Source organism: Aureibaculum flavum (genome assembly GCF_016406085.1).
Taxonomy (GTDB): domain Bacteria; phylum Bacteroidota; class Bacteroidia; order Flavobacteriales; family Flavobacteriaceae; genus Aureibaculum; species Aureibaculum flavum.
Genome location: NZ_JAEHFJ010000008.1, coordinates 131499 through 155875, shown reverse-complemented (window position 1 = coordinate 155875; position 24377 = coordinate 131499). Strand labels below are relative to the sequence as shown.

Here is a 24377-nt window from a genome sequence, read left to right as displayed (position 1 = left end):
TTATTTTTCATATTAATTTAGCTCCACTAAGTATTAGAAAAAACACCTTAATACTTTTAAAAATTATGAGTTATAGTGTGCAACATGCGAAAAAGAAACATATTTTTATAAAGTCATATTCGCAATTAGGAAAATTGGTAACATCAATAGATCTTTTAAAGAAGGATAGCGAAATAGATTCTCAATTATCTATTCTTAGTATGTTTACTAATGAACAATCTTTTAAACATAAAAAAGACCAAGTTCAATTTGAAAAACAATTAAAAGAATATTGGAAAAAAGTACTCGAATCTTCCATCGAATTTGGTGTTTTTAAAAACCCAGAAATAGGTACTGTATATATTATTGGTTCATTAACATCATTGTTTATGCACGAAATTAATGGAAAAGCCTTAGGAGGTATATCAGTAGGGTTGAATGGTATTTTAAGAGGTTTAGGTGCTAAAAAAACGCATGTAGATACTTTTATGGAGATGTTAAACAATGGGGATTATTTACTAATTATAAGAGGTTTTGATGATGATTTACATCATTTAGAAACAGCATTGGAAGATGTTTAGTTGAGTAGCGTAATAATTTAATGGTTCATAAAAAAAAAGAGCTCACTAAAGCTCTTTTCTTATACAGGTATTTTAAAACCAAAATCTTTAACCATTTGAATCATACTTCATCTTAATTATTAAGATCTAATTCTAATTTTTTATGCACATTAAGAATTTCTCCTTTTTCATCCATATACACCACTTTTTTTTGCTTTCCTTTTTCAATAATAAATTTATAACGTTCTTTTTGTTCCTTTCCGGAAAAGTGAGTCAACTTATAATAATCTTTTTTTATAAACCAATCAGGAAATGCTTTACCCATAGCATTTCTAACTTCAGGAGATGGTTTAATATTTTTAAATTCTTCAACGGTGTTTAGTAACTCACCATCTTTATTATATGTTGCCACAATTTCACCTTTATTTCCTTTTAAAGTGATTTGATAGGTTTCATAATCTTCATCAGTTTCAATATTTCTATTTACAAAAACATCTTCTTCAATAATTTCTATAGGAATTGCATAAGATTCAATCATCTCAAAATCTCCAAAGTCATTATCAATAGATTCAATAATTGTGACAGGAATACTTTCCATTTTCATTTTTTTTTCAAATAGCACATCTTGAGCATAAGACTGCATTACCGACCCCATTAAAAATAGGGTTAAAACAATTTTCTTCATTTTTTTTTAAATTTTAAAGATTATCTAAATCACTTCTGTGATTTATTACATAACAAATCTAAAACGGTAATTTAATTTTTAAAATGACCCAGGTCAACATTGAATTTAATTATCTATGATTTGGTTTTTAATATATTTAAATTAAGATAACTCGTATTGAATTTAACCATAACAGGTGTCTCTTAATAGCAGTGATTTCAAGGCTCATTAAAGCTTATCCAACAATAGTTATGTAAATAAAAAAAGTTATTAGCCCGTTTTTTTGGTTAATAGTAAAGGTATTTACAGCGGCTGCATCTTATCTAATAGAAAAGCTACTTAACTAGATTGCTACTTATTTTCATTTACTGATTAAGATCATTTCGTATGGTTAATTTGATTTTTACATTTGGTATATATTAATTTTAAAATCATTTAGTTATGTCAGTATTAAAAGTAATTGAAGTATTAGGTAATTCTACCGTAAGTTTTGATGATGCTGTTAAAAATGTTGTTACTGAAGTTTCCAAAACAGTAAAAAACATTAAATCTGTTTATGTAAAAGATATGCAGGCCACAGTTAATAACAATCAGGTAGCGGAATATCGTGTGACTACCAAAGTAACTTTTGCCATTACGGCTTAGTTACAATTAAAAAATTATTTATGAAGAAGGTTCCTTAAAGGTAAATTCAGTATTGTTTTACTTTAATGGAACTTTTTTTTTAAACGATTAGAAATGATTTAATAAGTTATAAAAGAGTTGATTAAATAAAATTTGATAACTATTCTAAAAATGAAAGTAGAAATACAAATGCCAGAAGCTATACGCTCACGAACAGCATTTAAAAATAAGTTCGGTTTAAGAGAAATGTACCGTGCCTTTGTTTTTGTGCCTAGAGCTATGATAAAAATGATTGAAAATAGTAAAAGCAAAAGAGTTGATACTGATTTTGTAAAACGCTTACAATTGGCCGTAACTGAAGTAAATGGTTGTGCCATTTGCTCCTATGGACATGCTAAAATGGCCTTACGTCTAGGCATGAGTGGTAAAGAAATAAATAGCTTTTTAGGTGGTGATAAACATTTTATAAAACCAAAAGAAGCCATAGCAATACTGTTCGCTCAACATTATGCAGATTCAAGAGGTTACCCTAAAAAATATGCTTACGATGCTATTATTAAAGAATATGGTGAGCAAGAAGCACGTATTATACTTTCTGTAGTCCAAATAATAACTGTTGGCAATATGTTAGGAATTCCATTTAGTGCATTTCAATCGAGACTTAAAGGAAAACCATACAAAGATAGTTCCTTATTTTTTGAAATTGGCACACTGATAATAAGTATTTTTCTATTACCAATAGCATTTATCCATGGTGTTTTAAGAGCTCTAATTGGTCTACCCAATGTTAGAATTGATACAAATAAAACCTACGAACAAAACGAATTGAATGAAAAGTAAGTGTAGAACACTATTTATGAACTGATCTAGGTCATTTTAATTTTGCTTATAAGTTCACACCTTTACACCATATAATTAAAACAGATAAAAATGGAAGACACGCTAAAATATAAAAAACAGCATAATGAGTTTCGTGTGATTATTGCTCAAGCATTTCCTGATCTTGTTCAGCTTAAAAAAGAAGAAGATAAAAAATCTTTTAATGAATTGGTCTTGAAAATTTTACCTGAGATAAATAAATATATAGTGGGTAGGTTAAATTCAGCCATAAAAAATGGACATTTTTCAAAAAATAAATATAAACCTGATGATTTTATTGATCAACTTTTTATAGAAATATATGATCATATAGATGCGTTTGATAATCAAAAAGATTTCTATTTATGGTTATTCAAAAAAACCAATGCATTATTGGAAGATACTATTGAAGAAGAAGAATTTGATAATCTATTTTTAAAAAATATAGATATTTATACCAAACCGGAATGGGATGAAATGGAAGAAAATTATACTGTTGATGCAGGTGGTGATTTATTATTAATTGAAGAGTTAGATGATATATCATATAACCATAATGATTATACATTAAATCATGTATTTATAGAAAATAAAGAGGATAAATTAGTTAAAAAATTGGATAAAGAATTAAGTAAAGAAAGAATTCATACCCAAATAGCTATGGTACTTCAAAAATTACCTATGGCAATGAATACTGTTTTTGAACTGTTTACCAATTATAAATTTACAGCAAAGGAAATTGCAGAAATAAGAAATAGTAGTGTCACAGAGGTCGAAAAATTATTAGAAGATGCTAGAAAAGCAATACGATTAAGTTTTTTCAATAGATATGCTATTAACAAATAAAACTTGTTCAAAATGAATTACAAGGATTATTACAAAACATTAGGAGTTAAAAAGGACGCAACTTCAAAAGAGATAAAAAAAGCCTACAGAAAATTGGCAGCGAAATATCATCCAGATAAAAATCCAAATGATAAAACTGCTGAAGATAAGTTCAAAGAATTGAATGAAGCCAATGAAGTGCTTAGTGATAAAGAAAAACGTGAGAAATATGACACACTAGGTTCTAATTGGGATGCTTATCAAAATACTGGAGATAATTGGCGAGAGTATGCAAATCAAGCAAATCAAAGAGGAAGTAATTCGAGATACGCTCAAGGTGATCCTTCTGATATTTTTGGACAAGGTGCGGCAGGTGGTGAGGACTTTTCTAGCTTTTTTGAAACCTTTTTTGGAGGAAGAGGAAACCAATCTTCGTTTTCTGGAGGTGATACGAAAGCAGAAATGCCCATTACACTTTTAGAAGCTTATGAAGGAAGTAAACGAACCTTTGAAATACATAATGAAAAATTGCGTATTACCATTAAACCTGGCTCGTATGATGGGTTACAATTAAAAATAAAAGGGAAAGGACAAAAAGGTGTTAAAGGTGGAAAACGAGGCGATTTGTATATCATATTAAAAGTTCAGCCAGATGCTAGATTTAAAAGAAGAGCAAATGATCTTATCTATAATGCTAATGTAGATTTATATACTGCAATATTAGGTGGTAAAATAAAGGTACCCACCTTTTCTGGATCACTAAATATTACAGTACCAAAAAATAGCAATACAGGTAAGACACTTAGACTTAAGGGTAAAGGAATGCCTAAATATGGTAAACCATCTCTTTATGGTGATTTATTAGTAAAACTTAATGTGAGTCTACCAAAAAATCTCACACATGAAGAAGAAAATTTATTTAAAGAATTACAAAAATTACATAAAAAAGAACCTATAAAAACAAATTAAAACATACAATTATGAACACTACAATTTTAAACCCAAAAACAGAATTCTTATTAGGAGCTGGGTTAGACGTTTTACATTTTGAAAGCAGAGAATGGATGGATACCGTAGATTTCTGGAAAGATGAAGTTCGTTTTTTCAATGATTTATTGAAGAAAAAAGAGATTTCTAAGAAAAATGATTCTGAATATGAAATGATGCTAAAAAATCTAGACAAAATTCACACGGATTTATTTGATGATTTAGAAGTGAGCATTTTAGAACATGAACAATTATTATCTAGAATAGAATTATCTGAAAAAGGATTGTCTGATGATGCTTATAGAGAAAAACATCATGAAATTTCATTGAGAATGGCAGATTTTACAAAAGAATTTAAAGCCTTTAAAAGAGTCGTTTTTGATTATACAAAAAAGCTATAAATTAATGTAACTAATAATTCGCCCATAACAATGGGCGTTTTATAGTTCCCTTAAAAAAAAACTTATGAAAGCAGATTTTAGTAAAATCATAAAGGGTGATAAACCCGTACTTGTTGATTTTCATGCAGAGTGGTGTGGACCTTGTAAAGCACAATCTCCCATTATAAAACAAGTAGCAAATGCAATTGATGGAAAGGTTCGTATTATTAAAATAGATATTGATAAAAACCAATCTATAGCACAACGCTATAATGTAAGAGGTGTACCAACATTGATTTTATTTAAAGATGGACAAATTGTTTGGCGTCAATCTGGAGTGCAAACCAAAGAGCAACTTCTTTCAATTATTAAACAAAATATTTAAATACAGTACTTCATATTAATTTTGAAATCAAATACCATGGAAATAGCAATTTATAGAAAAGAACTTATCAAACCAGATTCAATTGATAACTTTTTAGACTTTTATTATAACATACATATGAGTCATCTTGCAAGTGATTTATTAATTAAAGGGTTGTCACCAAAACAAATTTCTGATGCTGTAGTAAAAGCAATTAAAATTGGAAAATCATCAGGTGTAGAAATACGCGAGCATTTTCTACCTCTACTTACTGAAATCAACCACGAAATTATGAATGATTGTAAGTTATCTCATTTAGGTTACGGACTGGTATTAATGAATGCAGATGTAGACCTATCCGTTGTTGGAGAGTTTCAGGTAGAAGTTTTAAAAGGATATTTAGACACTTATTAAGCTCTAAACAAAGTGGGATAAAGCTTACAGTATAATTTGCATTATTTCTGAATTTGCTTATTTACTTTTTTAGAATACATCCACGCTCCAAAGGCTAATATAAAATACAAAAAAAGTATTGCGAGCATTTGCTCCAATTCATTAGTAAATTCATAATATAAGATAAGTAATCCTCCCATGCTTAGACCTATAATTGATAAAACAGTTATAAACGTTGAAGAATTGGTCTTAGCTCTTATTTTATAATTTGCAATTGCCATGAGTAGCGATACCAACAAAAAGGTAATGCTACCAAATTCAAGTATTAATTCTAGTCCACCCAATAAAATTAGTATACTGGCCATAAGAGCCATAGTAATAATAGCATGCACGGGTATGTTGTTTTTTCTTTTAGATAACCAATTAGGAAAAAAACCATCTTTAGCAACAACTGCCATTTGCCGTGACGAACCAAACACTGTTCCACTAATAGCACTACTCGTAGCCAATATTGCTCCTAAAATAACAATATTCGTTCCTAAACTCCCCAATACATCTCCTGCTCCAGCAGCTAAGGCAAATTCTTTATTTTTTATTATTTCTTCGGTAGGTATTGCAAATAATGCCCCTACAGAAAGTACAACATAAATAAGGATTGCCAACGTTATCGCCGTGTAAATTGCTCTTGGAATATTTTTATCAGGATTCTTCATTTCATTTACCGCATTGATAACCAACTGAAACCCTTCATATGCTACAAAAGTTAAAGATGCTACAATTAAAACAGAAAATAGACTTGTTTTTTCCGCATCTACGACCATATTATTTATAAAAGTACCAAAATCAGTACTTCCATGTTTTATCAATACTACTGATATAATTGTCAGTAATACTAATTTGGTGTATACCATAACATCTTCAATTTTACCCATACCATTTACACTCCATACATTTATAATTGTAAAAAGTGCAATTACACCAATGGCAATACCTTTTCTAATCCAAATTACATTGGCAAAACTAGAACTACTTATTGCATATGACGCAAAAGTATAAGCATAAAGAGCCAATGTACTTATATACCCAAAAATGACAAACCAGCCCACAATAGAAGCGGAGAAATTAGAATTTGAATAGGTACGTTTAAAAAAGGAATACGTAGCTCCTTCATCTTTATAATAAAGACCTAACTTAACATAAGAATATGCCGCTAACACTGCAATACAGCCCCCAATAATGATAGCTATTGGAGCAAGGTTACCCACTAATGAAACTGCAATACCTAATACGGTAAAAATACCACCACCTACCATACCACCCAATGCAATGGCGACAAGCTCTGCAAAGCCTAAGGTTTTTTTTCGTTTTCTATGTATTGTCATAATTTCAATTCAAATGAGATTTAACTATTTTCATTAGCGTTTGTAGTACTAATATCAAATCTTTAATTATAATTAACGAATAATTATTATTATTTTCTGATATTCCCAACACAAAAATAATTCAAAAAAAATAGTTATAAAAGCAACTATTTTAATCAAAATCAAGGATTAAAAAGGAAAGTAAACCTATTTAAAAAGTGAATGTGTTTAGGGTAATTATTCAATTTCTAGACCTATCGGACAATGATCTGACCCCATTATATGTGAATAAATGGATACCGATTTCACCCTAGGTAATAGCGACTTACTGACTAAAAAATAATCAATTCTCCAACCTGTATTTCGCTCTCTTGCTTTAAACCGATAGCTCCAAAAGGTATAAGCAACCTCATTAGGATGAAAGTACCTAAAAGTATCTATAAAGCCTGACTTTATATAGTTATCCATCCCGTCTATCTCAACTTGCGTATACCCGGCCGTTTTATTATAATTTGATTTGTCATTTTTAAGATCGATAGACTGATGTGCCACATTAAAATCACCACAAACAATGACTGGTTTCGTTTTCTCTAACTCTTTCAAATAGCTCAAAAAATCAGCATCCCATTTTTTCCTATATGCCAAACGATCTAATTGTTGTCCAGAATTAGGCACATAAACATTAATCAAAAAGAAATTAGGGTAACTGGCACATTGTATTCTACCTTCAACATCATGTTCAGCAATGTTCATATTATTTTTTAGAAATTCTGGCGTTGGCTTACTTAATATAGTTGTGCCTGAATAACCTCTTTTATCAGCAGCATTGAAGAATTTATTATAATCTTTAAAAGGTAATAATGTTTTTTCAACTTCCTGATCACTGCCTCTTGTCTCTTGTAGACATATAATATCTGGATTCATTTTTTTAACACTTTCAACAAAATTCTTCTTTACAATGGCACGTATTCCATTTACATTCCAAGATATTATATGCATACCTATTCTTATTTTGGTTTCAAAACTAATTATCTATTACTTCTAACTCATTGATAATTACATCTACACCCGGAGATAAATATGCTGCTTTTTCAGCTGATTTCTTTTCCGTAATTGAATGTACTATTCCTTTTAGTTTTACCAAACCGTCTATTATATCAACAGTGATTCCACTCGCTTCTATATCAGCTGAACGTTTAAAAGCTTTAGCAATATTCTCGGTAACGTCTTCAGTTATTTTTACTGATTTGATTGTAATCGTATTATTGATCCACTTCACACCTTTTATACTCTCTACAACTCTTGCCGCGGCATCTCTTTGATAATTCCATTCTACTTCGCCAGATATAGTCACCCATCCCTCTCTAACTTCAATAGCAATTTTATCTTCAGGCACTGCAGTATTCCATTCAAAAGCTTTTACAATTGCCTTACCTATTTCAATATCCGTTTTTTGAAAATTGGTACCATATTTTACATGAATGTCACCCGCAAATGCTTTAACACCTTTAACTCTTTTTGCGGCCTTCTCGGCTGCCACTTTTACAAGATAATTATCAACTACACCTGTGAGCATTACAACTCCGTTTTCAACGACTACTCCTATTTGGGTTTCATCTACGTTGGGTTGCCACGCAAGTTCATGGAGTACATCATTCTTTATTTCTAAATCTGTTTTCATTTTACATACTTCTAAATTAAACAATAACTAATACATGTAAAATTACTTTAGAAAACCTCCATCTAAAATGATCTATATCAGCCTTTATAGATTTCTAATATATTTTGACATTATATTTCAGGTTAATGATGCGTTTTAAGATAAGACCACCCCCCTATCCAGTATCCAATACTTTACCTTTACAGTGAAAAATGGTCTATAAAAGGGAAAAGAAGATATACTGAACTGTATAGCTAACACTATTTTGAATGTATAGCTACCAAGTCAATTTCAAAACATGACATATGATAAATTAGAATAAAGCAAGCTATAATGTCATGTAATATCTATTTTAAAAAATCGGCTTTTTGAAACGCAGGATTTGGATATTTATAAAATCCTTCTCCAGTAGCAACCCCTAATTTATTTTTATCTATAAAATTTTTCTTTAAGTAATTAACCGTTTTTATTTTCAAAGGATCTTTGGTTTTCTCAGCTGTCATTTTATCAATATTATAGGCGGTTGTAATACCTACAACATCAAGAATACCAAAAGGTCCTAACGGTGCTCCAGTTGCTTTCATCCAAGTTTTATCTATGGTTTCTACTTCGGCAACTTCACTTACCAATAAGTCCGTAGCTGCACTTAGCATTGGCACTAGTAAAGAATTAAGAATGTATCCTGGTTGTTCTTTATGTAAAGGCAAGGCTAACATACCAATAGCTTTTGCAAAAGCGACCACATCTTTAAACACTTTAGGGTCAGTTGTTGGATGCCCCATAATTTCTGCAGTGTTATGAATCCATATGGTATTGGCAAAATGCAACGCTAAAAATTTTGTAGGTCTACCAGTAAATTCTGAAAATTGACTTGGTAAAAGTGTTGACGAATTGGTTGCGAAAACTGTTTTTTCAGGTGCCACTTTTGCCAATTTTTTGTAAAATTCAATTTTTATAGTTGGATTTTCAGGTATCGCTTCAATTAATAAATCTGCATCTTTTACCGCTGCAGCCAAATCAGAACTATAATGTAAATTTTTACGTGTAAGCTCCAGTTGTTTTTCTGTCGCTTTTAGATCTCTTTTATAGGCTTTACTTAACGAATTGAATTTTGCTTTTGCTTTTTCCAAGGAGGCATCATTAATATCATAAACAGTTACCTGAAATTCATGAAATGCAGTTTGAAATGCAATCTGGTATCCTAAAACGCCACTTCCGGCTATCGTTATATTTTTATAAGTCATTTTTATATATTTTTATTGATTATTTACTACATCTACAATTAAAAAGCCTTTTTTTGAAGTTTCTATTCATTAAGAATAAGTACCCAACTTCCCTCCTTAAATGTCACAAATACAAAGCATAATCTGTTATAAATAAACTGGAGAATACTCCACTTCAATTTCATTGATAACATTGGTTACTCCAGGGGCACTATACGCCGCTATTTCTGCATCATCTTTTTCTTTTAAAGAGTGCACCATTCCTCCAAGTACTATCGTATTTCCATCTAGATGAACCATTATGTTTTTAGAATCAATAGTTGCAGAGCGTTCCAATGCTTTTTCTATTTTATGAGCTACATCATTAGCTGTTGTTTTATGTGACAATTGAATATTATTAATAACTTCTTTTACTCCAAATAAATTTTCAATTGTTCTTTTGGCAAAATCTTTTTGATAGGCCCATTCCACTTCTCCAGTCAAATAAATGGTACCATGATCAACTTCAACAATTATTTGATCCATGGGCACAGAGGCATTCCAATCTAACGCATCAATCGCTGCCTTTGCAATTTCTATATCTGAATGTTTGTCACTATCTCCATATTTCACTTTAATAGCTTCTGCCACTGCTTTTACACCTGCTATATTTTTAACAGCTCTCTCAATAGCATCTTTTTTTGTTAAATCACTTACAATACCTGTAAGGGTAACAATACCATTTTTTACAGCTACACCAACTTGAGTTTCATCAATATTGGGTTGCCATGATAATTCTTCTAGAACATCATTCTTAATTTTTAAATCTGATTTCATGATACATTTTTTAAACTATGAAATAATAAATTGACTACAAACTAGTATGATAAATATTGTTAGTTACTGACCAAGATCAGTATAAAAAAATTGCCCTAATTCATGTAATGGACTAGGGCAATTTTCTAAAAGAAAATGATCTAATCGACTTCCTAAATGTTTTTTTAGGAAAATTTTAATACACCACTTCTAATTCATTGTCTACACTCCATACACCAGGTGCGAAATAGGCCGTATTTCTAGCTTCATCTTTTTCTTTTAATGAATGTACTTTACCAGATAATTTTACAGTATGACCATCCGTTTTAACACTAATATTATTGGCATCAATATCTGCTGAACGTTCAAATGCTTTTTTGATTTTAGTTTCTATATCACTAACATCAATATTGTTTTTAAGCGAAATATTATTAACCACATATTTTACACTTGTTAAATTTTCAACTGCTTTTTTTGCCGCTTTTTTTTCAAATTCCCATTTTACTTCACCTGTCAAATAAACCCAACCATCTTCAACTTTTACATCAATTTTGTTTTCAGGTACCGCAATGTTCCATTTTAATGCACTTACTGCTGCTGTGGCTATTTCAGTATCTGATTTATGTGAAGTTGTTCCATATTTAACCTCAATATCTTCAGCTACTGCTTTTACACCAACTACACTTTTTGCAGCTTTTTCAGCTTCACGTTTTTTAACGTAACTGTCTACAGTTCCTGATAGTGTTACCACACCATCTTTTACAGTTACTCCAATTTGAGTTTCATCGATGCTTGGTTGCCATTCTAGTTCATCTAAGACATCTTCCTTAATACTAAAATCTGTTCTCATAATTTCTATGATTTAAATTAAACTTTTATTAATACCCCAAAATTACATCAGCATTAGCATTAAGACACTGACCTACATCAGCATCAACTTTTTTTTGATAATTTTAACAATGAACTCTATTTTTTATTTAAGAAGTGGGCTGCACCATTTTAAGCCATTTCTAAATGAAATGTTTGAAAAAAGTATAAAAGGATGATAAATATAATTCCAGAAATATGAATCAAAGACCCGCTAATTATTTTAAACTAGCAGGTCTATAATCATTTTTTCGCATCTATTTAAGGTCCATTTATGTGCATTAACATTGCTTCTTCTATGGAAGAGATATAATAAATAGAACCGGTACTCGTGCTGATATTACGATAGCTCCAAGGGTTATACCATCATATTAATAAATAGCCTGAGGCGTTGTTGTACGGATCAATTTTTCATTAACAAACTCATAAATCCCCATAGGTCCTTGTTCTCTGCCGAAACCTGAATTTTTAGTTCCTCCAAAAGGTAATTCTGGGGCAATTCCAGTAACATGATTGATATAAACCATACCGGTATCTATTTGTCGAGCCACCTCAACCGCTTTTTTGATATTGTTGCCAAAAACAGTACCACCCAAACCAAACGTCGTGGCATTGGCAATAGTAACGGCCTCATCTATATCTTTGTAACTATACAACATAAAAACGGGACCAAAAATTTCTTCTTGATAAGCATCCATTTCTGGCGTAATATCTGTAATTATAGTAGGTTCTACAAAGGCTCCTTTCCTATCCATACGTTTACCCCCCATTACAATGGTCGCGTTTTGTTGTGCGGCTTTATTAATTTGAGCAATAACAATAGCCGCAGCAGCTTCTGAACTCAAAGGTGCAACGTTAGTATCTTTATTCATTGGATCGCCAACTTTTAAAGTGGCGAAAACATCTTTCACTTTCGTTAAAAACTCCTCTTTCATTTTATCTGGAACAATAACTCTTTTAGGAGAAACACAAACTTGACCTGCATTCCACATTCTGCCTTCTACAGCTGTTTTTACGGCTAAATCAATATCAACATCTTCCAATACAATAAATGGATCACTACCTCCTAGTTCTAAGGTTGCTTTTTTTGCTTTAGCTCCAGCTGCACTAGCAATACTAGCTCCAGCAGGCTCACTTCCAGTTAAAGATACCGCCTTTATTTTTGGATTTAAAACTAACTTCTCAGTTTCTCTTCCTGGAATAAAAATATTATTATAAACATTTTTTGGTAAGCCAGCCTCTAAAAATAAATCTTCCATGAGCTGGGCACATTGAGGTACATTTGAAGCATGTTTTAATAACATGGTATTACCAGCCATTAGATTAGAAGCTGCACTTCTTGTAATTTGATAATATGGAAAATTCCATGGCTGAATACTTAGAATGGTCCCAATAGGTTCATAGGAGATAAATGCTTCTCCATTTTTCACTTCTAAAGGTTTATCAGCTAATAATTCAGCAGCTTTATCAGCATAATAATCAAAAATATCCGCGGACAATTCTACTTCATAAATAGATTCAGAAATAAGTTTCCCCATTTCTAATGTAGCTAATTTTCCCAATTCCTCTTTCCTTGCTCTCATTAAAGATGCTACGTTGTGAATTATTTTAGCTCTTTCTTCAAAGGGTGTTTTTCTCCATGTATTAAAAGCGATGTCTGCCTTGTCAATTATGGCTGTCAATTCAATATCTGTCATTGGGGCAAACTCTTTAACCAATTCATTATTATATGGATTGACTGTTTTAATACTCGATGTTTGTTTTGTTATTTCCATTATTTTAATTTTTAGTATTTAAAATCAAAATTACCATGGTGAGAGAATCGAAACACTGACCTAGATCAGTTTATAATCTTTTTGGAAATTTTTAACATCTATGTAATCTCGTTGTAAAGCTTTTAGACCTATTAAAATATATGATTTCTAATTTTATATGTAATTATTAGATTACAATCAACATAAAAAATTGCCTCATTTTACATACGTAAATTAAGGCAATTTTCAAGAATCAATATGAATATCACTACTACTTGTAGTCTACATAATTTTTTTATACTACTTCCAATTCATTATCTACAGTATAAACACCAGGTGCATAAAATGCAGTTTTTCTGGCTTCATCTTTTTCTTTTAAAGAATGTACTTTACCGGTTAACTTCACATTATGTCCCTCTGTGTTAACAGTAATACTTTTCGAATCAATATCGGCAGAGCGTTCAAATGCTTTTTTAATTTTTTCTTTTATATTGATAGCGTCAATATTATTTTTAAGTGTAATGTTATTTACTACATATTTTACACCAGGAATATTTTTAATAGCATTTTTAGCTGAATTTTTTTCAAAATCCCACACGACTTCACCTGTTAGATAAACCCAACCATCTTCAACTTTTACTTTAATTTTTTTCTCAGGCACTGTAATATTCCATTTTAAGGCTCTAACTGCGGCTGTAGCTATTTCTGAATCTGAAGTATTTGAATCATTACCATATTTAACTTCAATATCTTCAGCTACAGCTTTTACGCCCAACACACTTTTTACAGCATTTTCTACTTCTTGTTTTTTCATGTAACTATCTACAATCCCTGTAAGTGTTACAACACCATTTTTTACAACAACCCCAATTTGCGTTTCGTCAATGCTTGGTTGCCATATTAATTCATCCAAAACATCTCTTTTAATACTTGAATCTGTTCTCATAATTTTATAAATTAAATTAAACACTAATTATACATCAAAGATATAATGGTTCTTATGTGATAACCCTGACCTACATCAGTATAAAACTTTTTTTGAAAACTTTAACAACGTGAGAATTGTATTGTCCTTGCATAAGAATCTAAATATATCATCCGTTTTTACAAGCTGTTTTTATATAATAATTTGATTTTTAAATAAGACGTACCCATTGAGTGAGGTTGCAATTAATAACCAAATAAAATAAGGAATGATCAATATTGATTTTAATTTTAACTCAGGCCAATAAAAAAATAAAAAGACCCCGACAACAAATACAAGTCCAATTAAAACCAATAGGCCTGCCAGCACATAATGATAATAGAAGAATGTCGGATTCCATGCCATATTCAATAAATACTGTACGACCAATAAACCAATGAGTACATTTTTGTTTTCAATTTCTGGCCATAAATAGGCTAAGTAAAAACTAAAACAAATCATAATGGTAACCCATGCAAAGCCAAAAACCCAACCTGGTGGAGTCCATGGAGCTTTGTCTATATGTGCATACCAATCGGAAGAAGCTCCATTGCCTGCTAAAAATCCTCCAACACCAAGTGCTGCAATATTAAGTACTAAGAATAGTATAAGTCTGTAAATCATTTTAATTAATTTTTAATTGATCAACGTAAAAATTATTTAGGTATATACTGTTTGTTCATTTAAACAAATGAGTATAAAAATTTTTATTGAGGCTTTGTATCGTATTCAATAATAAAGCCATGGACGGCACCTCAATGTGAATCATTAAATGTTCCAAATTGATAAATTATACCCTTTTCTCCTTTCCCTTAACGCATGCTAAACAACTCCTGATGAAATTTTTCAGCGGGTAGTCCGTTTTTCAAAAGGTCGTTGTGTAATGCTTTTCCAAAACCAATGGGACCACAAAACCAAACACTGGCCGACTTCCAGTCAGGCACCATAGTACGTAACTTTTCTCCGTTTAATTGACCATCTCTACTATCAATTATTACATGCAATGTAACATTGGCAGCTGCAGCATCTGCAGTTAATTTCTTCAAGGCATCCGATTCTAATTCGGTGGTGCAATGGAATAAATCTATAGGTTGAGAAGCTGAATTATGGGCGAGGTGTTTCATTCTAGCAATAAAAGGTGTAATACCAATACCACCACCAATCCAAATTTGACGTTTAGCCGCATCATCAAAAGTAAAGCAGCCATAAGGTCCCTCTACAATTGCTTTGTCACCAATATTTAGTTTTTCAGGTAGGTGGTTTGTGTAGTCTCCCAATGCTTTAGTTATAAACATAATACGTGGATTATTTGCATCCCAGTCAGAGGCGATAGTATAGGGGTGGTGCCCTTCTTTCTGATCAAAACTAACAAACGCAAATTGACCGCTCTTGTGTCCTTTCCAACCATCCTTAAGTAGAATTAAGGTTTCCAAAACCTTCATTTTTGGAAAATAGTGTTGTGCTTCAATAGTACCTTCAACTTGTCGTCGCTTACCAACCTGACGTGTCAACACAAGGATAGCCGAGACTACACCTGCTACTAACAAAAGACCCATTACAATACCTAATGGCTGTGTCCATGATGAAAAGTCTAATAGCACCACTGTGTGAAATACTAAAACGAGATACACCACTGCTATTATTGTGTGGGTCTTAGCAAAAATCCGGTAAGGAAATCGCTTTATTAAGGCCAATACCATCAAAAGAACCAAGCCATAGAATGCCCATTGACCTATGAACTTTGCAGGCCCATGTAGTCCATCAAAAAATGCCTGAACCTGATTAAGTGAATCTGATACTGAATTTGCACCACCACCATGACGACGCCCACCTTCTATTAACCCAAGGCTCGATAACCAGTGTGGAGCTCTCGCTGCAATCCAATGAAAGATCGCAGTCCCTAACCCAATAATACCCAACCACTTGTGAAGTCTATACGATTTATCTAACCCACCAAGCATGGGTTCCAACCAAACGGGACGAAGTGCAAGCACCATCGCGATACTCATTACTCCAATGCCAATGATACCGGAATATTGAATGAATAAATCACGTACAGCTTTTCCTGTCATTACATCTGGTAAAGGCGTATTTGCCAATACCCATAAACCAGTCAATCCTAAGAGGACTATCCACAATGCGATTTTAATATTTCTAAGCATAATCACTTAAATTTTGCTACAACCTAACATCTTCAATTACTATTTATTAATGATTATACCGCTTTTATCAATTTTGTAAAACGTATCATCGATAAATATGTAGTAACTTAAATTACTTTAAATGTGAACGTAACATCCAAGCAGTTTTTTCATGCTGTTCCATTAGTCCTGTAATATAATCGCTAATACCTTCAGCTTTCCATGTGTCTGCTATAGGTTGTATTTCTTCTCTAATAAAAACGATTATGCTTTCATGGTCTTCTAGTAACTCGGCAAATATGCTTTGACTATCATTACCTCCCTTTGTTTCTTCGGTAAGGTGAGTCAATTCTGAATAGTCTTTTAAAGTTGCGGGTACATAATGACCAAGCATACGTATTTTTTCGGCTACGGTATCAACAACTTCTTGTTGATCTTCATATAAAGTTTCGAGATAAAGATGTACTGAATGAAAGTCAGGTCCCTGAATGTTCCAGTGAAAATTTAGTGTTTTTGAATACAATACAAATTCATCTGCCAATATTTTAGACAATTGGTCGGCAATAGCCTGTCTGTTTTCTCTTGAAATTCCAATGTTTGGTGTTTTCATGTTTCTATTTTTTTAATTATCAACCAAAGATATTTCAATTGAAAAATGACAACAATGACCTACATCAGTTTAATTATTTTTTAAAACTTTCACAAAGTGAAGTCTTTCAACAATAAATAAATTAGGGATAAGAGAAAATTAAAAAGTAAGAGAAATTGTCTTTCTTACAAGTATACATTTATGAATAAAAATGCAAAAATAAGCCATGCAAATAATAGAATACTGCTCCGAGTAAAGTGCCTATAAAAGCCACTGCCATATCCTTTTGAGAATCCCAAACATCACCTTGAGTTCCTAAATATGAAATGCCTTGTTCTACAAAAAATACATCGGCCACCAACCATTCAATAATTTCATATAAAGCACTTGCCGAAAGAATTGTTAAAATAGGGAGAATAAATGCTTCTCTTTTTTGAAGTTTTAACCATTTTATAATACACTCATTCAAAGGATAATACAATAACAACCCGAAACTAAAATGCACCAACCTATCATAAGGGTTTCTGGAGGAATGCAAGACTTCTTGAAGCCAAAATCCAAATGGATTCTCGGCATAGGTATATTCAGAACCATATACATGCAAGCATAAAAAAACACAGATTAATAAATAACTAAAATCGCTAAAACGATACGATTTATAAGTGAAAATTAAAAAAAGCAGTGCTATAACTGTTAAGGTATTTTCTATAAGCCAATTGGCAATATCTGTAGTTCCTATTAATGTATTTATCCAAAAAAACACAAACACGAATACAAACCAAAAAAACGTATGTTCAATAACTGTTATAGCACCACTGTACAATTTCATTCCACAACAATTCTTTATTAAAAATGTAACACCAAATAATTAATAATAACTACCCAGTAATAGCTTTAATAGCTTTTAATAATACCTTTGGTTTATGAATAGAATCATAAACAGGCATCACTTTCTTATCTGTTTCAAATAATCCATAGACAGCAGTTTGAGCTGTTCTTACAGAATACTCTACAGTAAACACCACATCTTTTGGCACTTCTGCAAATTGACCTAAAAATGCAAAATTTGTTGCCCCAGCAGGAATAACTTGTGGTCTATCTCCAATCTCTCTTGGCATAAACTCACTATCTATGAATGGCATTGCTGTAGGTATACAGTTTACTTTTCCAGAATTTACAATAGATTTCATTAAATCGTGAACTTTTAAATGATACCATAATTCTTCCAAAATTTCTTTACCTGTACATTCTGCCATTGTTTTATTAATGTAGTTACCTTTACGATCAGGATATAATCCGTACCCCCAGAATACTTTAACATCCTTAGGTTGATTAGGAAAATGTGGTTGACGTGCAATTACAATAGACATCATCCAATTAGAATCGGTCAGGGTTACTAAACCACCTGTACCATCAACATTACCAGAAAAATTCTCCATATATTCATGAAAAGTATTATCTTTTAAAGTAACTGTAAACGAATACCATTTTTGTAAATCGATATGATCACAAAAAGGACTTGGATTACCAAAAACATCGTCTTTTTTAGCTATTTTTTTCCACAACTTCCATGATCCTGATGCTGCTATTCCTTTAAGTTTAGCAGGTCTATCCCATGCACCATTATCCGTACTTTCTGTAATAGAACCATTGGTAATAAAAACATAGTCATTTTTTCCTAAAACTATTTCATCTTTATCTTTTAAATGCAATACCGTAGCTGTTTTTTTATCTGAAGAAAGGTTAAAATCGATATCTACAACCTCGTGACCTAAATCAAAATTCACACCATATTCATCTAAATATCTTTTTAAAGGTATCACCACAGAATGGTATTGATTGTATTTGGTTCGCATAACGCCACCTAATCTTTTTAATCCATCAATCAAATGAATAAAACGCTTCATATATCTTCTCATTTCAGCAACACTACTCCATTTTTGAAATGCAAACATAGATGTCCAGATATGCCAGAAATTAGTTTCAAAAAAAGCTTGATCAAACCAATCTTCTATTCTTTTGTTACCTAATGATTTTTCTGAAGAAAATAAGAGTCTTAAAAACTCCGCTTGTTGTTTTAAAGATAATCCGTAAGATGAGACATCAATTTTTTCTCCATTTTTTAATAATCGAGCCTGACCATTTGAAACGAACTTTTTATTAAATTCAAAAGATTCATCTCTTACAGAAATTTTAGGATCATCATAAGAAGGTATATAAGAAAGCAAATCCCAATAACAAGTATAATGTTTTTCATGCATTCTACCACCTCTTACTACAAAACCATCATCTTTATTACCCGACCCATCAAGTGCACCACCGAGTATATTGTCCTTTTCTAAAATATGAATATTCTTTCCAGGTACCTTTGCATCTTTAACAAGGTAAACGGCACTTGCAAGTGAAGCAATACCGCTTCCTATTAAATAAACATTTGCGTCTTTTGGATTTTTATTTTTCATTTTTTCTATAATTTTATTACTCTGAATAAAAAAGCAGTGCTTTAACAGATAAAGTATTTTCTATAAACCAATTCTTAACATGTATTATACCCATTAAAAAAATTCACGTATGGAGACAATTAACAAACTAAACTGAAAAGGTTTATGTCCTCTATCTCTTATAACACTGCTTATAATAATTAATCAATACTATTTTTTTATCCTCAAGAAAAGTCCAAACGTTCCTTGAGGACTTGTTATTTTCCTATTTTAACGTTCTAAGTGCCGCTTCAAGATTCACTTTTAAATTTTTATCATGACGTGTAATAGGTGGTATTTCTAAATCAATATCCAATAATTCATAAACTGCCATCTGTGCTGCTCGCACAGAAAATTCAACTGTAAAAACGGTATCATGAGGAATCTCTACAAATTGACTTACAAAGGCCAAATTTCTTGAAGTTTTTGGTACAGGTAATGGTCGATCTGTATTTGTACGAGGCATGAACATACTAGTGATATATGGCATTCTACAAGGAATACAGGTTGCTTTTGAAAACACCTCATCCATATCAAATCGAAGATGTCCACATATTTCTTTAAGGATATCTTTACCATTACAATCGGTCATTGACTTACTAACGAAGTCTCCAATTCGATCAGGTCGTAAAGAATAGCCCCAAAATACCTGTACACCATCTGGTTGTTGTGGATAACGTCTTTGGTGTTTTAATACAACTGATAATAACCAATTCGAATCCTTAAAAGTGACTAAAGCCCCTGTACCATGTTTATTTCCTGTCAATTCTTCCATTTTATCAAAAAACACGGGATCTTTTAACGTTACAATAAATGATTCCCAATTAGACTCTGGTATGCTAGAGTTAAATACAGCAGGATTACCAAATTCAGGCCGTCCTTTTGCTAATTTTTCCCATAAAACCCAACCTTTACTATCTTCTTTAGTTAAATGTTCTGGAGGGCTTGTCATTGACCCAATACTGGTTGCATCTCCCATTGAACCATTTTGGAAAAATACTAGGTCATTTTTACTAATGGGAATTGTTTCTGTTTTACCTTCAAAATCGTATTCTAGCTTGTTTACAGCCCATTTACCATCTTCATCATCAAAATCGAGATTCAAATCGGTAACCTTATGTCCTTTTAAAATCTTAACTCCTTTTTCTACTAACCAAGCTTCAAGAGGACGTACAATCGAATCATATTCATTGTAAACCGTACGTGAAATTCCACCCATGGTTGCAATTTGTGTAAACTGTTTTAAGAAACGATGCATATAACGTTTGAATTCTACAGCACTATGCCAAGGTTCAAAAGCAAATGAAGTAATCCACATGTACCAAAAATTTGATTCTAAAAGTTCTGGCGACAACCAATCTGTAATCCTATCATTTCCAAGTTTTTCTTCACTGGTTTCTAATAGTCTAAGTAGTTCAAATCGATTGTGCATTGATAAACCCAATGAAGAAAGATCTGGAACCGCACGGTTTTTGTTGATAATACGTGCATGAGCATCCGTTTTAACCACTTTATTGAATTCTACAGTTTCGTCATAAACAGATATATTAGGGTCTGTTAGTGATGGAATCGTTTTCATTAGAGACCACATGCACTCATAAATATCTGCACATAACATACGTCCTCCACGCATTGAGTAACCACTTTCTGCATTTCCAGCAGCATCTAAAACTCCACCCAATACTGGTAGTGCTTCATAAATTGTTATATTTTCTCCTGGAATCTCTCCATCTCGGATCATAAATGCGGCAGCTGCCATAGATCCAATACCTCCACCTACTAAATAGGCTTTAATTTCTTTATTGTTTTTTATCATGATTTCTAAAATTTTCAATTATGAAAATTAAAAAACAGGATTATAGCTATCAACGAATTTTCTATAAGTCAGTTTTTAATATTAGCTACCCAACAAATGGGTTTATAAATATGACAACAAAGAAAACACCAAATTAAAAAAACTTGTATCAGTTTACAGTTATAACATTGCTTATATTAATTAATCTATAGTATTTTTTATTTTTTTTAAATTAAAGGCCAATATGATTCTAAATATACCAGCGGTAACAAATGCCATAGCTGTCATATAAACAATACTTACGCCTGCTAAAATTGGATTTGCTAATAATAGAAATGAAAATAATAATGTAAGAATTCCTAAAAATAGTAACCATCCCCAAGAAGGACCTCCAACTGATTTTAATTGAAATGACAAACCAATTGCCATAAAACCTTGAAATAGTAACCAAAAACCTACATAAAAAGGTAAAATGGCCATAGTCATTAACGGATGTGTTATCAATAATATACCTATTATAAGATCTAGAATACCACCAGCCAAATACCATCCCCAATCTTGCATTTCATTTTTACTTGAAATAGATAAAGCGATTTGAGAGATACCTGAAACAAAGATGAATACACTAAAAATAATACTTAATGATACATAACTTTCTAATGGTGTTTGAAACACCCAAACTCCTGCAATAATATATAGGATACCTATTAAGAGAGAAATCCACCAATTTTTTACTGCAGCTTGTGCTGAACTTAAAATTGAAGTTGCCATGATTTTATAGTTTAGAATTATTAGTCTACGTTATTTTTAAAAAGATCTTTTAAAGCGGTATCTAATTCATCCATATCATGAGTAAACTCTCTTTCAAATTTTTGTTCGTTTGCTTTTGCTGATTCGTTAAAATCAATTACATCTTCTTTAAATTCATTACCTCTTTGTACTAGTTTTTCTTTAAGTTCTTTGTTTTTTTCTTCTAACTTATTCAATGCTTTTGTCAATTTTTCTTTTTCATTTTTATTGGCTTTAGCAATTTTTGTTCTAAGCACTTTAATTTCTTTGTCTGTATTTTCAATAGCTTTTTCAGATGAAGTTTTAAATGTATTCCAATCTGATTGTACTGCTGTTTTAATTTCTTGACTAGAGTCTTTTGCTCCTTGTTTTAAATCTTTACTTAATTCTTTTGCATCTTGTTTTACTTCTTTTGCATCTTGTTTGGATTGATTACCACAACTTGTTAAAATGCTTCCCACCATAAAAACGATTACGGTAAAGGATAAAATTTTTGTTTTCATAATTTTAATATTTACATTGTTATTATTTTATTGTTATTATTAAGAGATCTTATTACTGTGTTATATAGCGTTTTTACTGAAAAAATCTTTTAATGCTGTTTGTAACTCATTCATATCCGAAACAAACTGTTTTTGAAAATCTTTTCTTAATATATTGTCGGCTTCATTAATTTTAGTCAAACTTTTTTCGAGTGAATTGTTTTTTTGTTTCAATCTTTTTTTAAGATTATTCCTATTTTGTTCTAATTTGTCAAGTTCTTTATTTAACTCTTGCTGACGTGTTTCATTGGCACTTGCTATTTCCCCGCGTAATTTCTCAATTTCGATTTTACTATTGTCTAATGCAACTTGAGAATCTACTTTGAATTTGTCCCAATCTGATTTCATAGTAGTACTAAGTTCTATTTGAGAATCTTTTCTTGCCTGATTCAAATCATTATGTGTTGCTTTTGCATTTTCTTTAGCAGATGCAACATCTTTCTTTACTGCAGTTCCACAGCTTGTTAAAATGCTCCCTACCATAAGAACTATTATGGTAAAGGACAAAATATTTTTTTTCATTACTATTTATTTTTATTAATTTTTTAAAAAATCTCTAAGCCCTTTTAAAAGCTCATTTAAATCTTGAACAAAGTCCTTTTCGAAAGCTATTGTCACTACTTCTTGTGTTCTATTTATATCCTCTATATTTGATTTAATTCTTTTGTTAATTTTAACTAATCTCGATTTGAGTATATTCTTTTTTTCTTCTAATGAATCCAGTGTTTTGATTTTTTTCTTTTGATCTTTTTTGTCATGATTTGCAATCTTCCCTCTTAATGCTTCAATTTGATTCTCTATTTCTAATATTTTTTTTTGAGAATCACTATTAATTTTTTTCCATTCTTCATTTTCAGTGATATCAATATCTTTTATAGCATTTTTGGCGTTTTTATTTAAGTCCATATTGGCTGTCTTCGTATTTTTTTTTGACCTATGTACCGTTTTTGTTTTAGCAGTGCCACAGCTTGTACAAATAATACCTATTAGCATAATCAGTATGAATAAATTTGCAACACATGTCTTCATTTTGAGCTGTTTTAATGAAATACTTCAACATCTTTTTGAAGTACATATTTCTCTTTAACATTCATGATATCATCAAAATCATAAATATTTAAAACACCTGTCTGCACCTCAACTTTAGGCATTTCTTCAGCAACAACACCATCAATATGACCTATTAAAGCCCGAATAGAATTTCCGTGAGCTGCCACCAATACCGTCTTACCTTTTACAAGTTCAGGGACAATAGCTTCATAAAAATAGGAGACTGTTCTTTGTTTGGTGTCTTGTAATGATTCACCGATGGGTAATTCATTTACATTGACTTTTTTGTATTTCTCATCGAATTTCGGATTCCGTTCATCATCTACGGATAATTTAGGAGGTGGAGTGCTAAATCCCCTCCTAACCTTCCAATAAAAATCTTCACCAACATCTCTTTTTACTTCATCTTTATTTCTTCCTTGCCAAGCACCGTAATTACGCTCATTTAGCTTCCAACTTTTTATAAAATCTATGTACATCATATCACTGGTATCCAAAATTATAGCAGCAGTTTTTATGGCTCTTTTCAAATAAGATGAAAAACAAATATCAATGGATATATTACGATCTCGAATTATTTCACCAGCTATTATGGCTTCTCCAATACCTTCAGCTGCTATATCAACATCTGTCCATCCTGTAAATATATTTTCTACATTCCATATACTTTTTCCATGTCTCACTAAAATTAACTTTCCCATCTCTACTACATTTTAAATATTAAAAAATCTTA

At 31.4% G+C, this 24377-nt stretch carries 28 protein-coding genes; 8 read left to right on the top strand and 20 right to left on the bottom strand.

Annotation, left to right across the window (positions count from 1 at the left end):
• Window positions 1–65: 65 nt before the first annotated feature.
• The gene (locus tag JBL43_RS15650) at window positions 66–560 is read left to right on the top strand and encodes a hypothetical protein (protein WP_198842345.1); all 495 of its coding nucleotides are present in this window, start codon (window positions 66–68) and stop codon (window positions 558–560) included.
• Window positions 561–672: 112 nt separating this feature from the next.
• On the opposite strand, the gene JBL43_RS15645 is transcribed toward JBL43_RS15650, so the two are convergent.
• On the bottom strand, window positions 673–1224 hold the full coding sequence (locus tag JBL43_RS15645) for a hypothetical protein (protein WP_198842344.1): 552 nt from the start codon (window positions 1222–1224) through the stop codon (window positions 673–675).
• A gap of 420 nt (window positions 1225–1644) precedes the next feature.
• Between JBL43_RS15645 and JBL43_RS15640 the strand changes: the two genes are divergently transcribed.
• The 7 genes from JBL43_RS15640 (at window position 1645) to JBL43_RS15610 (ending at window position 5655) form a co-directional block, all read left to right on the top strand.
• Window positions 1645–1848: a dodecin family protein gene (locus tag JBL43_RS15640; RefSeq protein ID WP_117880429.1), complete on the top strand. Its 204-nt coding sequence runs from the start codon at window positions 1645–1647 to the stop codon at window positions 1846–1848.
• A gap of 150 nt (window positions 1849–1998) precedes the next feature.
• On the top strand, window positions 1999–2667 hold the full coding sequence (locus tag JBL43_RS15635; protein ID WP_198842343.1) for a carboxymuconolactone decarboxylase family protein: 669 nt from the start codon (window positions 1999–2001) through the stop codon (window positions 2665–2667).
• A gap of 90 nt (window positions 2668–2757) precedes the next feature.
• Complete coding sequence (locus JBL43_RS15630; RefSeq protein ID WP_198842342.1) at window positions 2758–3531, top strand: RNA polymerase sigma factor; 774 nt, start codon at window positions 2758–2760, stop codon at window positions 3529–3531.
• Window positions 3532–3543: 12 nt separating this feature from the next.
• A complete protein-coding gene (locus JBL43_RS15625; protein ID WP_198842341.1) occupies window positions 3544–4479 on the top strand; it encodes a DnaJ C-terminal domain-containing protein in 936 nt (311 codons plus the stop codon).
• 11 nt (window positions 4480–4490) lie between these two features.
• Window positions 4491–4898 carry a hypothetical protein gene (locus tag JBL43_RS15620; RefSeq protein ID WP_198842340.1) on the top strand — a complete coding sequence of 136 codons (408 nt, stop codon included), beginning with the start codon at window positions 4491–4493 and terminating at the stop codon, window positions 4896–4898.
• 64 nt (window positions 4899–4962) lie between these two features.
• The gene (gene trxA, locus JBL43_RS15615) at window positions 4963–5262 is read left to right on the top strand and encodes a thioredoxin (protein ID WP_198842339.1); all 300 of its coding nucleotides are present in this window, start codon (window positions 4963–4965) and stop codon (window positions 5260–5262) included.
• Window positions 5263–5298: 36 nt separating this feature from the next.
• Window positions 5299–5655 (top strand): hypothetical protein, encoded by a 357-nt coding sequence (locus JBL43_RS15610; protein ID WP_198842338.1) that lies wholly within the window; start codon window positions 5299–5301, stop codon window positions 5653–5655.
• A 41-nt stretch (window positions 5656–5696) separates the two neighbouring features.
• On the opposite strand, the gene JBL43_RS15605 is transcribed toward JBL43_RS15610, so the two are convergent.
• The 19 genes from JBL43_RS15605 to JBL43_RS15515 all read right to left on the bottom strand — a co-directional run bounded on the left by JBL43_RS15605 (window position 5697) and on the right by JBL43_RS15515 (window position 24345).
• A complete protein-coding gene (locus JBL43_RS15605; RefSeq protein WP_198842337.1) occupies window positions 5697–7016 on the bottom strand; it encodes an APC family permease in 1320 nt (439 codons plus the stop codon).
• Between the two features lie 216 nt (window positions 7017–7232).
• Window positions 7233–7994, bottom strand: coding sequence for an exodeoxyribonuclease III (locus tag JBL43_RS15600; protein WP_198842336.1), 762 nt, complete (start codon window positions 7992–7994; stop codon window positions 7233–7235).
• Between the two features lie 25 nt (window positions 7995–8019).
• Window positions 8020–8676: a BON domain-containing protein gene (locus JBL43_RS15595; protein WP_198842335.1), complete on the bottom strand. Its 657-nt coding sequence runs from the start codon at window positions 8674–8676 to the stop codon at window positions 8020–8022.
• Between the two features lie 326 nt (window positions 8677–9002).
• Window positions 9003–9899 carry a 3-hydroxyacyl-CoA dehydrogenase gene (locus JBL43_RS15590; RefSeq protein ID WP_198842334.1) on the bottom strand — a complete coding sequence of 299 codons (897 nt, stop codon included), beginning with the start codon at window positions 9897–9899 and terminating at the stop codon, window positions 9003–9005.
• Between the two features lie 126 nt (window positions 9900–10025).
• Window positions 10026–10694: a BON domain-containing protein gene (locus JBL43_RS15585; RefSeq protein WP_198842333.1), complete on the bottom strand. Its 669-nt coding sequence runs from the start codon at window positions 10692–10694 to the stop codon at window positions 10026–10028.
• 175 nt (window positions 10695–10869) lie between these two features.
• Window positions 10870–11523, bottom strand: coding sequence for a BON domain-containing protein (locus tag JBL43_RS15580; protein ID WP_198842332.1), 654 nt, complete (start codon window positions 11521–11523; stop codon window positions 10870–10872).
• A 388-nt stretch (window positions 11524–11911) separates the two neighbouring features.
• Complete coding sequence (locus JBL43_RS15575) at window positions 11912–13315, bottom strand: NAD-dependent succinate-semialdehyde dehydrogenase (protein ID WP_198842331.1); 1404 nt, start codon at window positions 13313–13315, stop codon at window positions 11912–11914.
• A 274-nt stretch (window positions 13316–13589) separates the two neighbouring features.
• On the bottom strand, window positions 13590–14240 hold the full coding sequence (locus JBL43_RS15570; RefSeq protein ID WP_198842330.1) for a BON domain-containing protein: 651 nt from the start codon (window positions 14238–14240) through the stop codon (window positions 13590–13592).
• A gap of 171 nt (window positions 14241–14411) precedes the next feature.
• On the bottom strand, window positions 14412–14882 hold the full coding sequence (locus JBL43_RS15565; RefSeq protein ID WP_198842329.1) for a TspO/MBR family protein: 471 nt from the start codon (window positions 14880–14882) through the stop codon (window positions 14412–14414).
• A gap of 188 nt (window positions 14883–15070) precedes the next feature.
• A complete protein-coding gene (locus JBL43_RS15560; protein ID WP_198842328.1) occupies window positions 15071–16396 on the bottom strand; it encodes a ferredoxin reductase family protein in 1326 nt (441 codons plus the stop codon).
• 136 nt (window positions 16397–16532) lie between these two features.
• Complete coding sequence (locus JBL43_RS15555) at window positions 16533–17009, bottom strand: Dps family protein (RefSeq protein ID WP_198842327.1); 477 nt, start codon at window positions 17007–17009, stop codon at window positions 16533–16535.
• Between the two features lie 178 nt (window positions 17010–17187).
• Window positions 17188–17817: a DUF2238 domain-containing protein gene (locus JBL43_RS15550; protein ID WP_198842326.1), complete on the bottom strand. Its 630-nt coding sequence runs from the start codon at window positions 17815–17817 to the stop codon at window positions 17188–17190.
• A gap of 49 nt (window positions 17818–17866) precedes the next feature.
• Complete coding sequence (locus tag JBL43_RS15545; RefSeq protein ID WP_317193457.1) at window positions 17867–19459, bottom strand: oleate hydratase; 1593 nt, start codon at window positions 19457–19459, stop codon at window positions 17867–17869.
• A 235-nt stretch (window positions 19460–19694) separates the two neighbouring features.
• Window positions 19695–21284, bottom strand: coding sequence for an oleate hydratase (locus JBL43_RS15540; RefSeq protein WP_198842324.1), 1590 nt, complete (start codon window positions 21282–21284; stop codon window positions 19695–19697).
• A gap of 180 nt (window positions 21285–21464) precedes the next feature.
• On the bottom strand, window positions 21465–22034 hold the full coding sequence (locus JBL43_RS15535; RefSeq protein ID WP_198842323.1) for an HdeD family acid-resistance protein: 570 nt from the start codon (window positions 22032–22034) through the stop codon (window positions 21465–21467).
• A gap of 20 nt (window positions 22035–22054) precedes the next feature.
• Window positions 22055–22555: a hypothetical protein gene (locus JBL43_RS15530; protein ID WP_198842322.1), complete on the bottom strand. Its 501-nt coding sequence runs from the start codon at window positions 22553–22555 to the stop codon at window positions 22055–22057.
• A 60-nt stretch (window positions 22556–22615) separates the two neighbouring features.
• Window positions 22616–23116, bottom strand: coding sequence for a hypothetical protein (locus tag JBL43_RS15525; RefSeq protein ID WP_198842321.1), 501 nt, complete (start codon window positions 23114–23116; stop codon window positions 22616–22618).
• Between the two features lie 15 nt (window positions 23117–23131).
• Window positions 23132–23623, bottom strand: coding sequence for a hypothetical protein (locus tag JBL43_RS15520; RefSeq protein WP_198842320.1), 492 nt, complete (start codon window positions 23621–23623; stop codon window positions 23132–23134).
• Between the two features lie 11 nt (window positions 23624–23634).
• The gene (locus tag JBL43_RS15515) at window positions 23635–24345 is read right to left on the bottom strand and encodes a 2,3-bisphosphoglycerate-dependent phosphoglycerate mutase (protein ID WP_198842319.1); all 711 of its coding nucleotides are present in this window, start codon (window positions 24343–24345) and stop codon (window positions 23635–23637) included.
• Window positions 24346–24377 lie beyond the last annotated feature (32 nt).

Excerpts from the sequence above, each read along its gene's own strand:
- JBL43_RS15650 (WP_198842345.1), top strand. The coding sequence starts at position 66 with ATGAGTTATAGTGTGCAACATGCGAAAAAGAAACATATTTTTATAAAG.
- JBL43_RS15645 (WP_198842344.1), bottom strand. The coding sequence starts at position 1,224 with ATGAAGAAAATTGTTTTAACCCTATTTTTAATGGGGTCGGTAATGCAG.
- JBL43_RS15640 (WP_117880429.1), top strand. The coding sequence starts at position 1,645 with ATGTCAGTATTAAAAGTAATTGAAGTATTAGGTAATTCTACCGTAAGT.
- JBL43_RS15635 (WP_198842343.1), top strand. The coding sequence starts at position 1,999 with ATGAAAGTAGAAATACAAATGCCAGAAGCTATACGCTCACGAACAGCA.
- JBL43_RS15630 (WP_198842342.1), top strand. The coding sequence starts at position 2,758 with ATGGAAGACACGCTAAAATATAAAAAACAGCATAATGAGTTTCGTGTG.
- JBL43_RS15625 (WP_198842341.1), top strand. The coding sequence starts at position 3,544 with ATGAATTACAAGGATTATTACAAAACATTAGGAGTTAAAAAGGACGCA.
- JBL43_RS15620 (WP_198842340.1), top strand. The coding sequence starts at position 4,491 with ATGAACACTACAATTTTAAACCCAAAAACAGAATTCTTATTAGGAGCT.
- trxA (WP_198842339.1), top strand. The coding sequence starts at position 4,963 with ATGAAAGCAGATTTTAGTAAAATCATAAAGGGTGATAAACCCGTACTT.
- JBL43_RS15610 (WP_198842338.1), top strand. The coding sequence starts at position 5,299 with ATGGAAATAGCAATTTATAGAAAAGAACTTATCAAACCAGATTCAATT.
- JBL43_RS15605 (WP_198842337.1), bottom strand. The coding sequence starts at position 7,016 with ATGACAATACATAGAAAACGAAAAAAAACCTTAGGCTTTGCAGAGCTT.
- JBL43_RS15600 (WP_198842336.1), bottom strand. The coding sequence starts at position 7,994 with ATGCATATAATATCTTGGAATGTAAATGGAATACGTGCCATTGTAAAG.
- JBL43_RS15595 (WP_198842335.1), bottom strand. The coding sequence starts at position 8,676 with ATGAAAACAGATTTAGAAATAAAGAATGATGTACTCCATGAACTTGCG.
- JBL43_RS15590 (WP_198842334.1), bottom strand. The coding sequence starts at position 9,899 with ATGACTTATAAAAATATAACGATAGCCGGAAGTGGCGTTTTAGGATAC.
- JBL43_RS15585 (WP_198842333.1), bottom strand. The coding sequence starts at position 10,694 with ATGAAATCAGATTTAAAAATTAAGAATGATGTTCTAGAAGAATTATCA.
- JBL43_RS15580 (WP_198842332.1), bottom strand. The coding sequence starts at position 11,523 with ATGAGAACAGATTTTAGTATTAAGGAAGATGTCTTAGATGAACTAGAA.
- JBL43_RS15575 (WP_198842331.1), bottom strand. The coding sequence starts at position 13,315 with ATGGAAATAACAAAACAAACATCGAGTATTAAAACAGTCAATCCATAT.
- JBL43_RS15570 (WP_198842330.1), bottom strand. The coding sequence starts at position 14,240 with ATGAGAACAGATTCAAGTATTAAAAGAGATGTTTTGGATGAATTAATA.
- JBL43_RS15565 (WP_198842329.1), bottom strand. The coding sequence starts at position 14,882 with ATGATTTACAGACTTATACTATTCTTAGTACTTAATATTGCAGCACTT.
- JBL43_RS15555 (WP_198842327.1), bottom strand. The coding sequence starts at position 17,009 with ATGAAAACACCAAACATTGGAATTTCAAGAGAAAACAGACAGGCTATT.
- JBL43_RS15550 (WP_198842326.1), bottom strand. The coding sequence starts at position 17,817 with ATGAAATTGTACAGTGGTGCTATAACAGTTATTGAACATACGTTTTTT.
- JBL43_RS15540 (WP_198842324.1), bottom strand. The coding sequence starts at position 21,284 with ATGATAAAAAACAATAAAGAAATTAAAGCCTATTTAGTAGGTGGAGGT.
- JBL43_RS15535 (WP_198842323.1), bottom strand. The coding sequence starts at position 22,034 with ATGGCAACTTCAATTTTAAGTTCAGCACAAGCTGCAGTAAAAAATTGG.
- JBL43_RS15530 (WP_198842322.1), bottom strand. The coding sequence starts at position 22,555 with ATGAAAACAAAAATTTTATCCTTTACCGTAATCGTTTTTATGGTGGGA.
- JBL43_RS15525 (WP_198842321.1), bottom strand. The coding sequence starts at position 23,116 with ATGAAAAAAAATATTTTGTCCTTTACCATAATAGTTCTTATGGTAGGG.
- JBL43_RS15520 (WP_198842320.1), bottom strand. The coding sequence starts at position 23,623 with ATGAAGACATGTGTTGCAAATTTATTCATACTGATTATGCTAATAGGT.
- JBL43_RS15515 (WP_198842319.1), bottom strand. The coding sequence starts at position 24,345 with ATGGGAAAGTTAATTTTAGTGAGACATGGAAAAAGTATATGGAATGTA.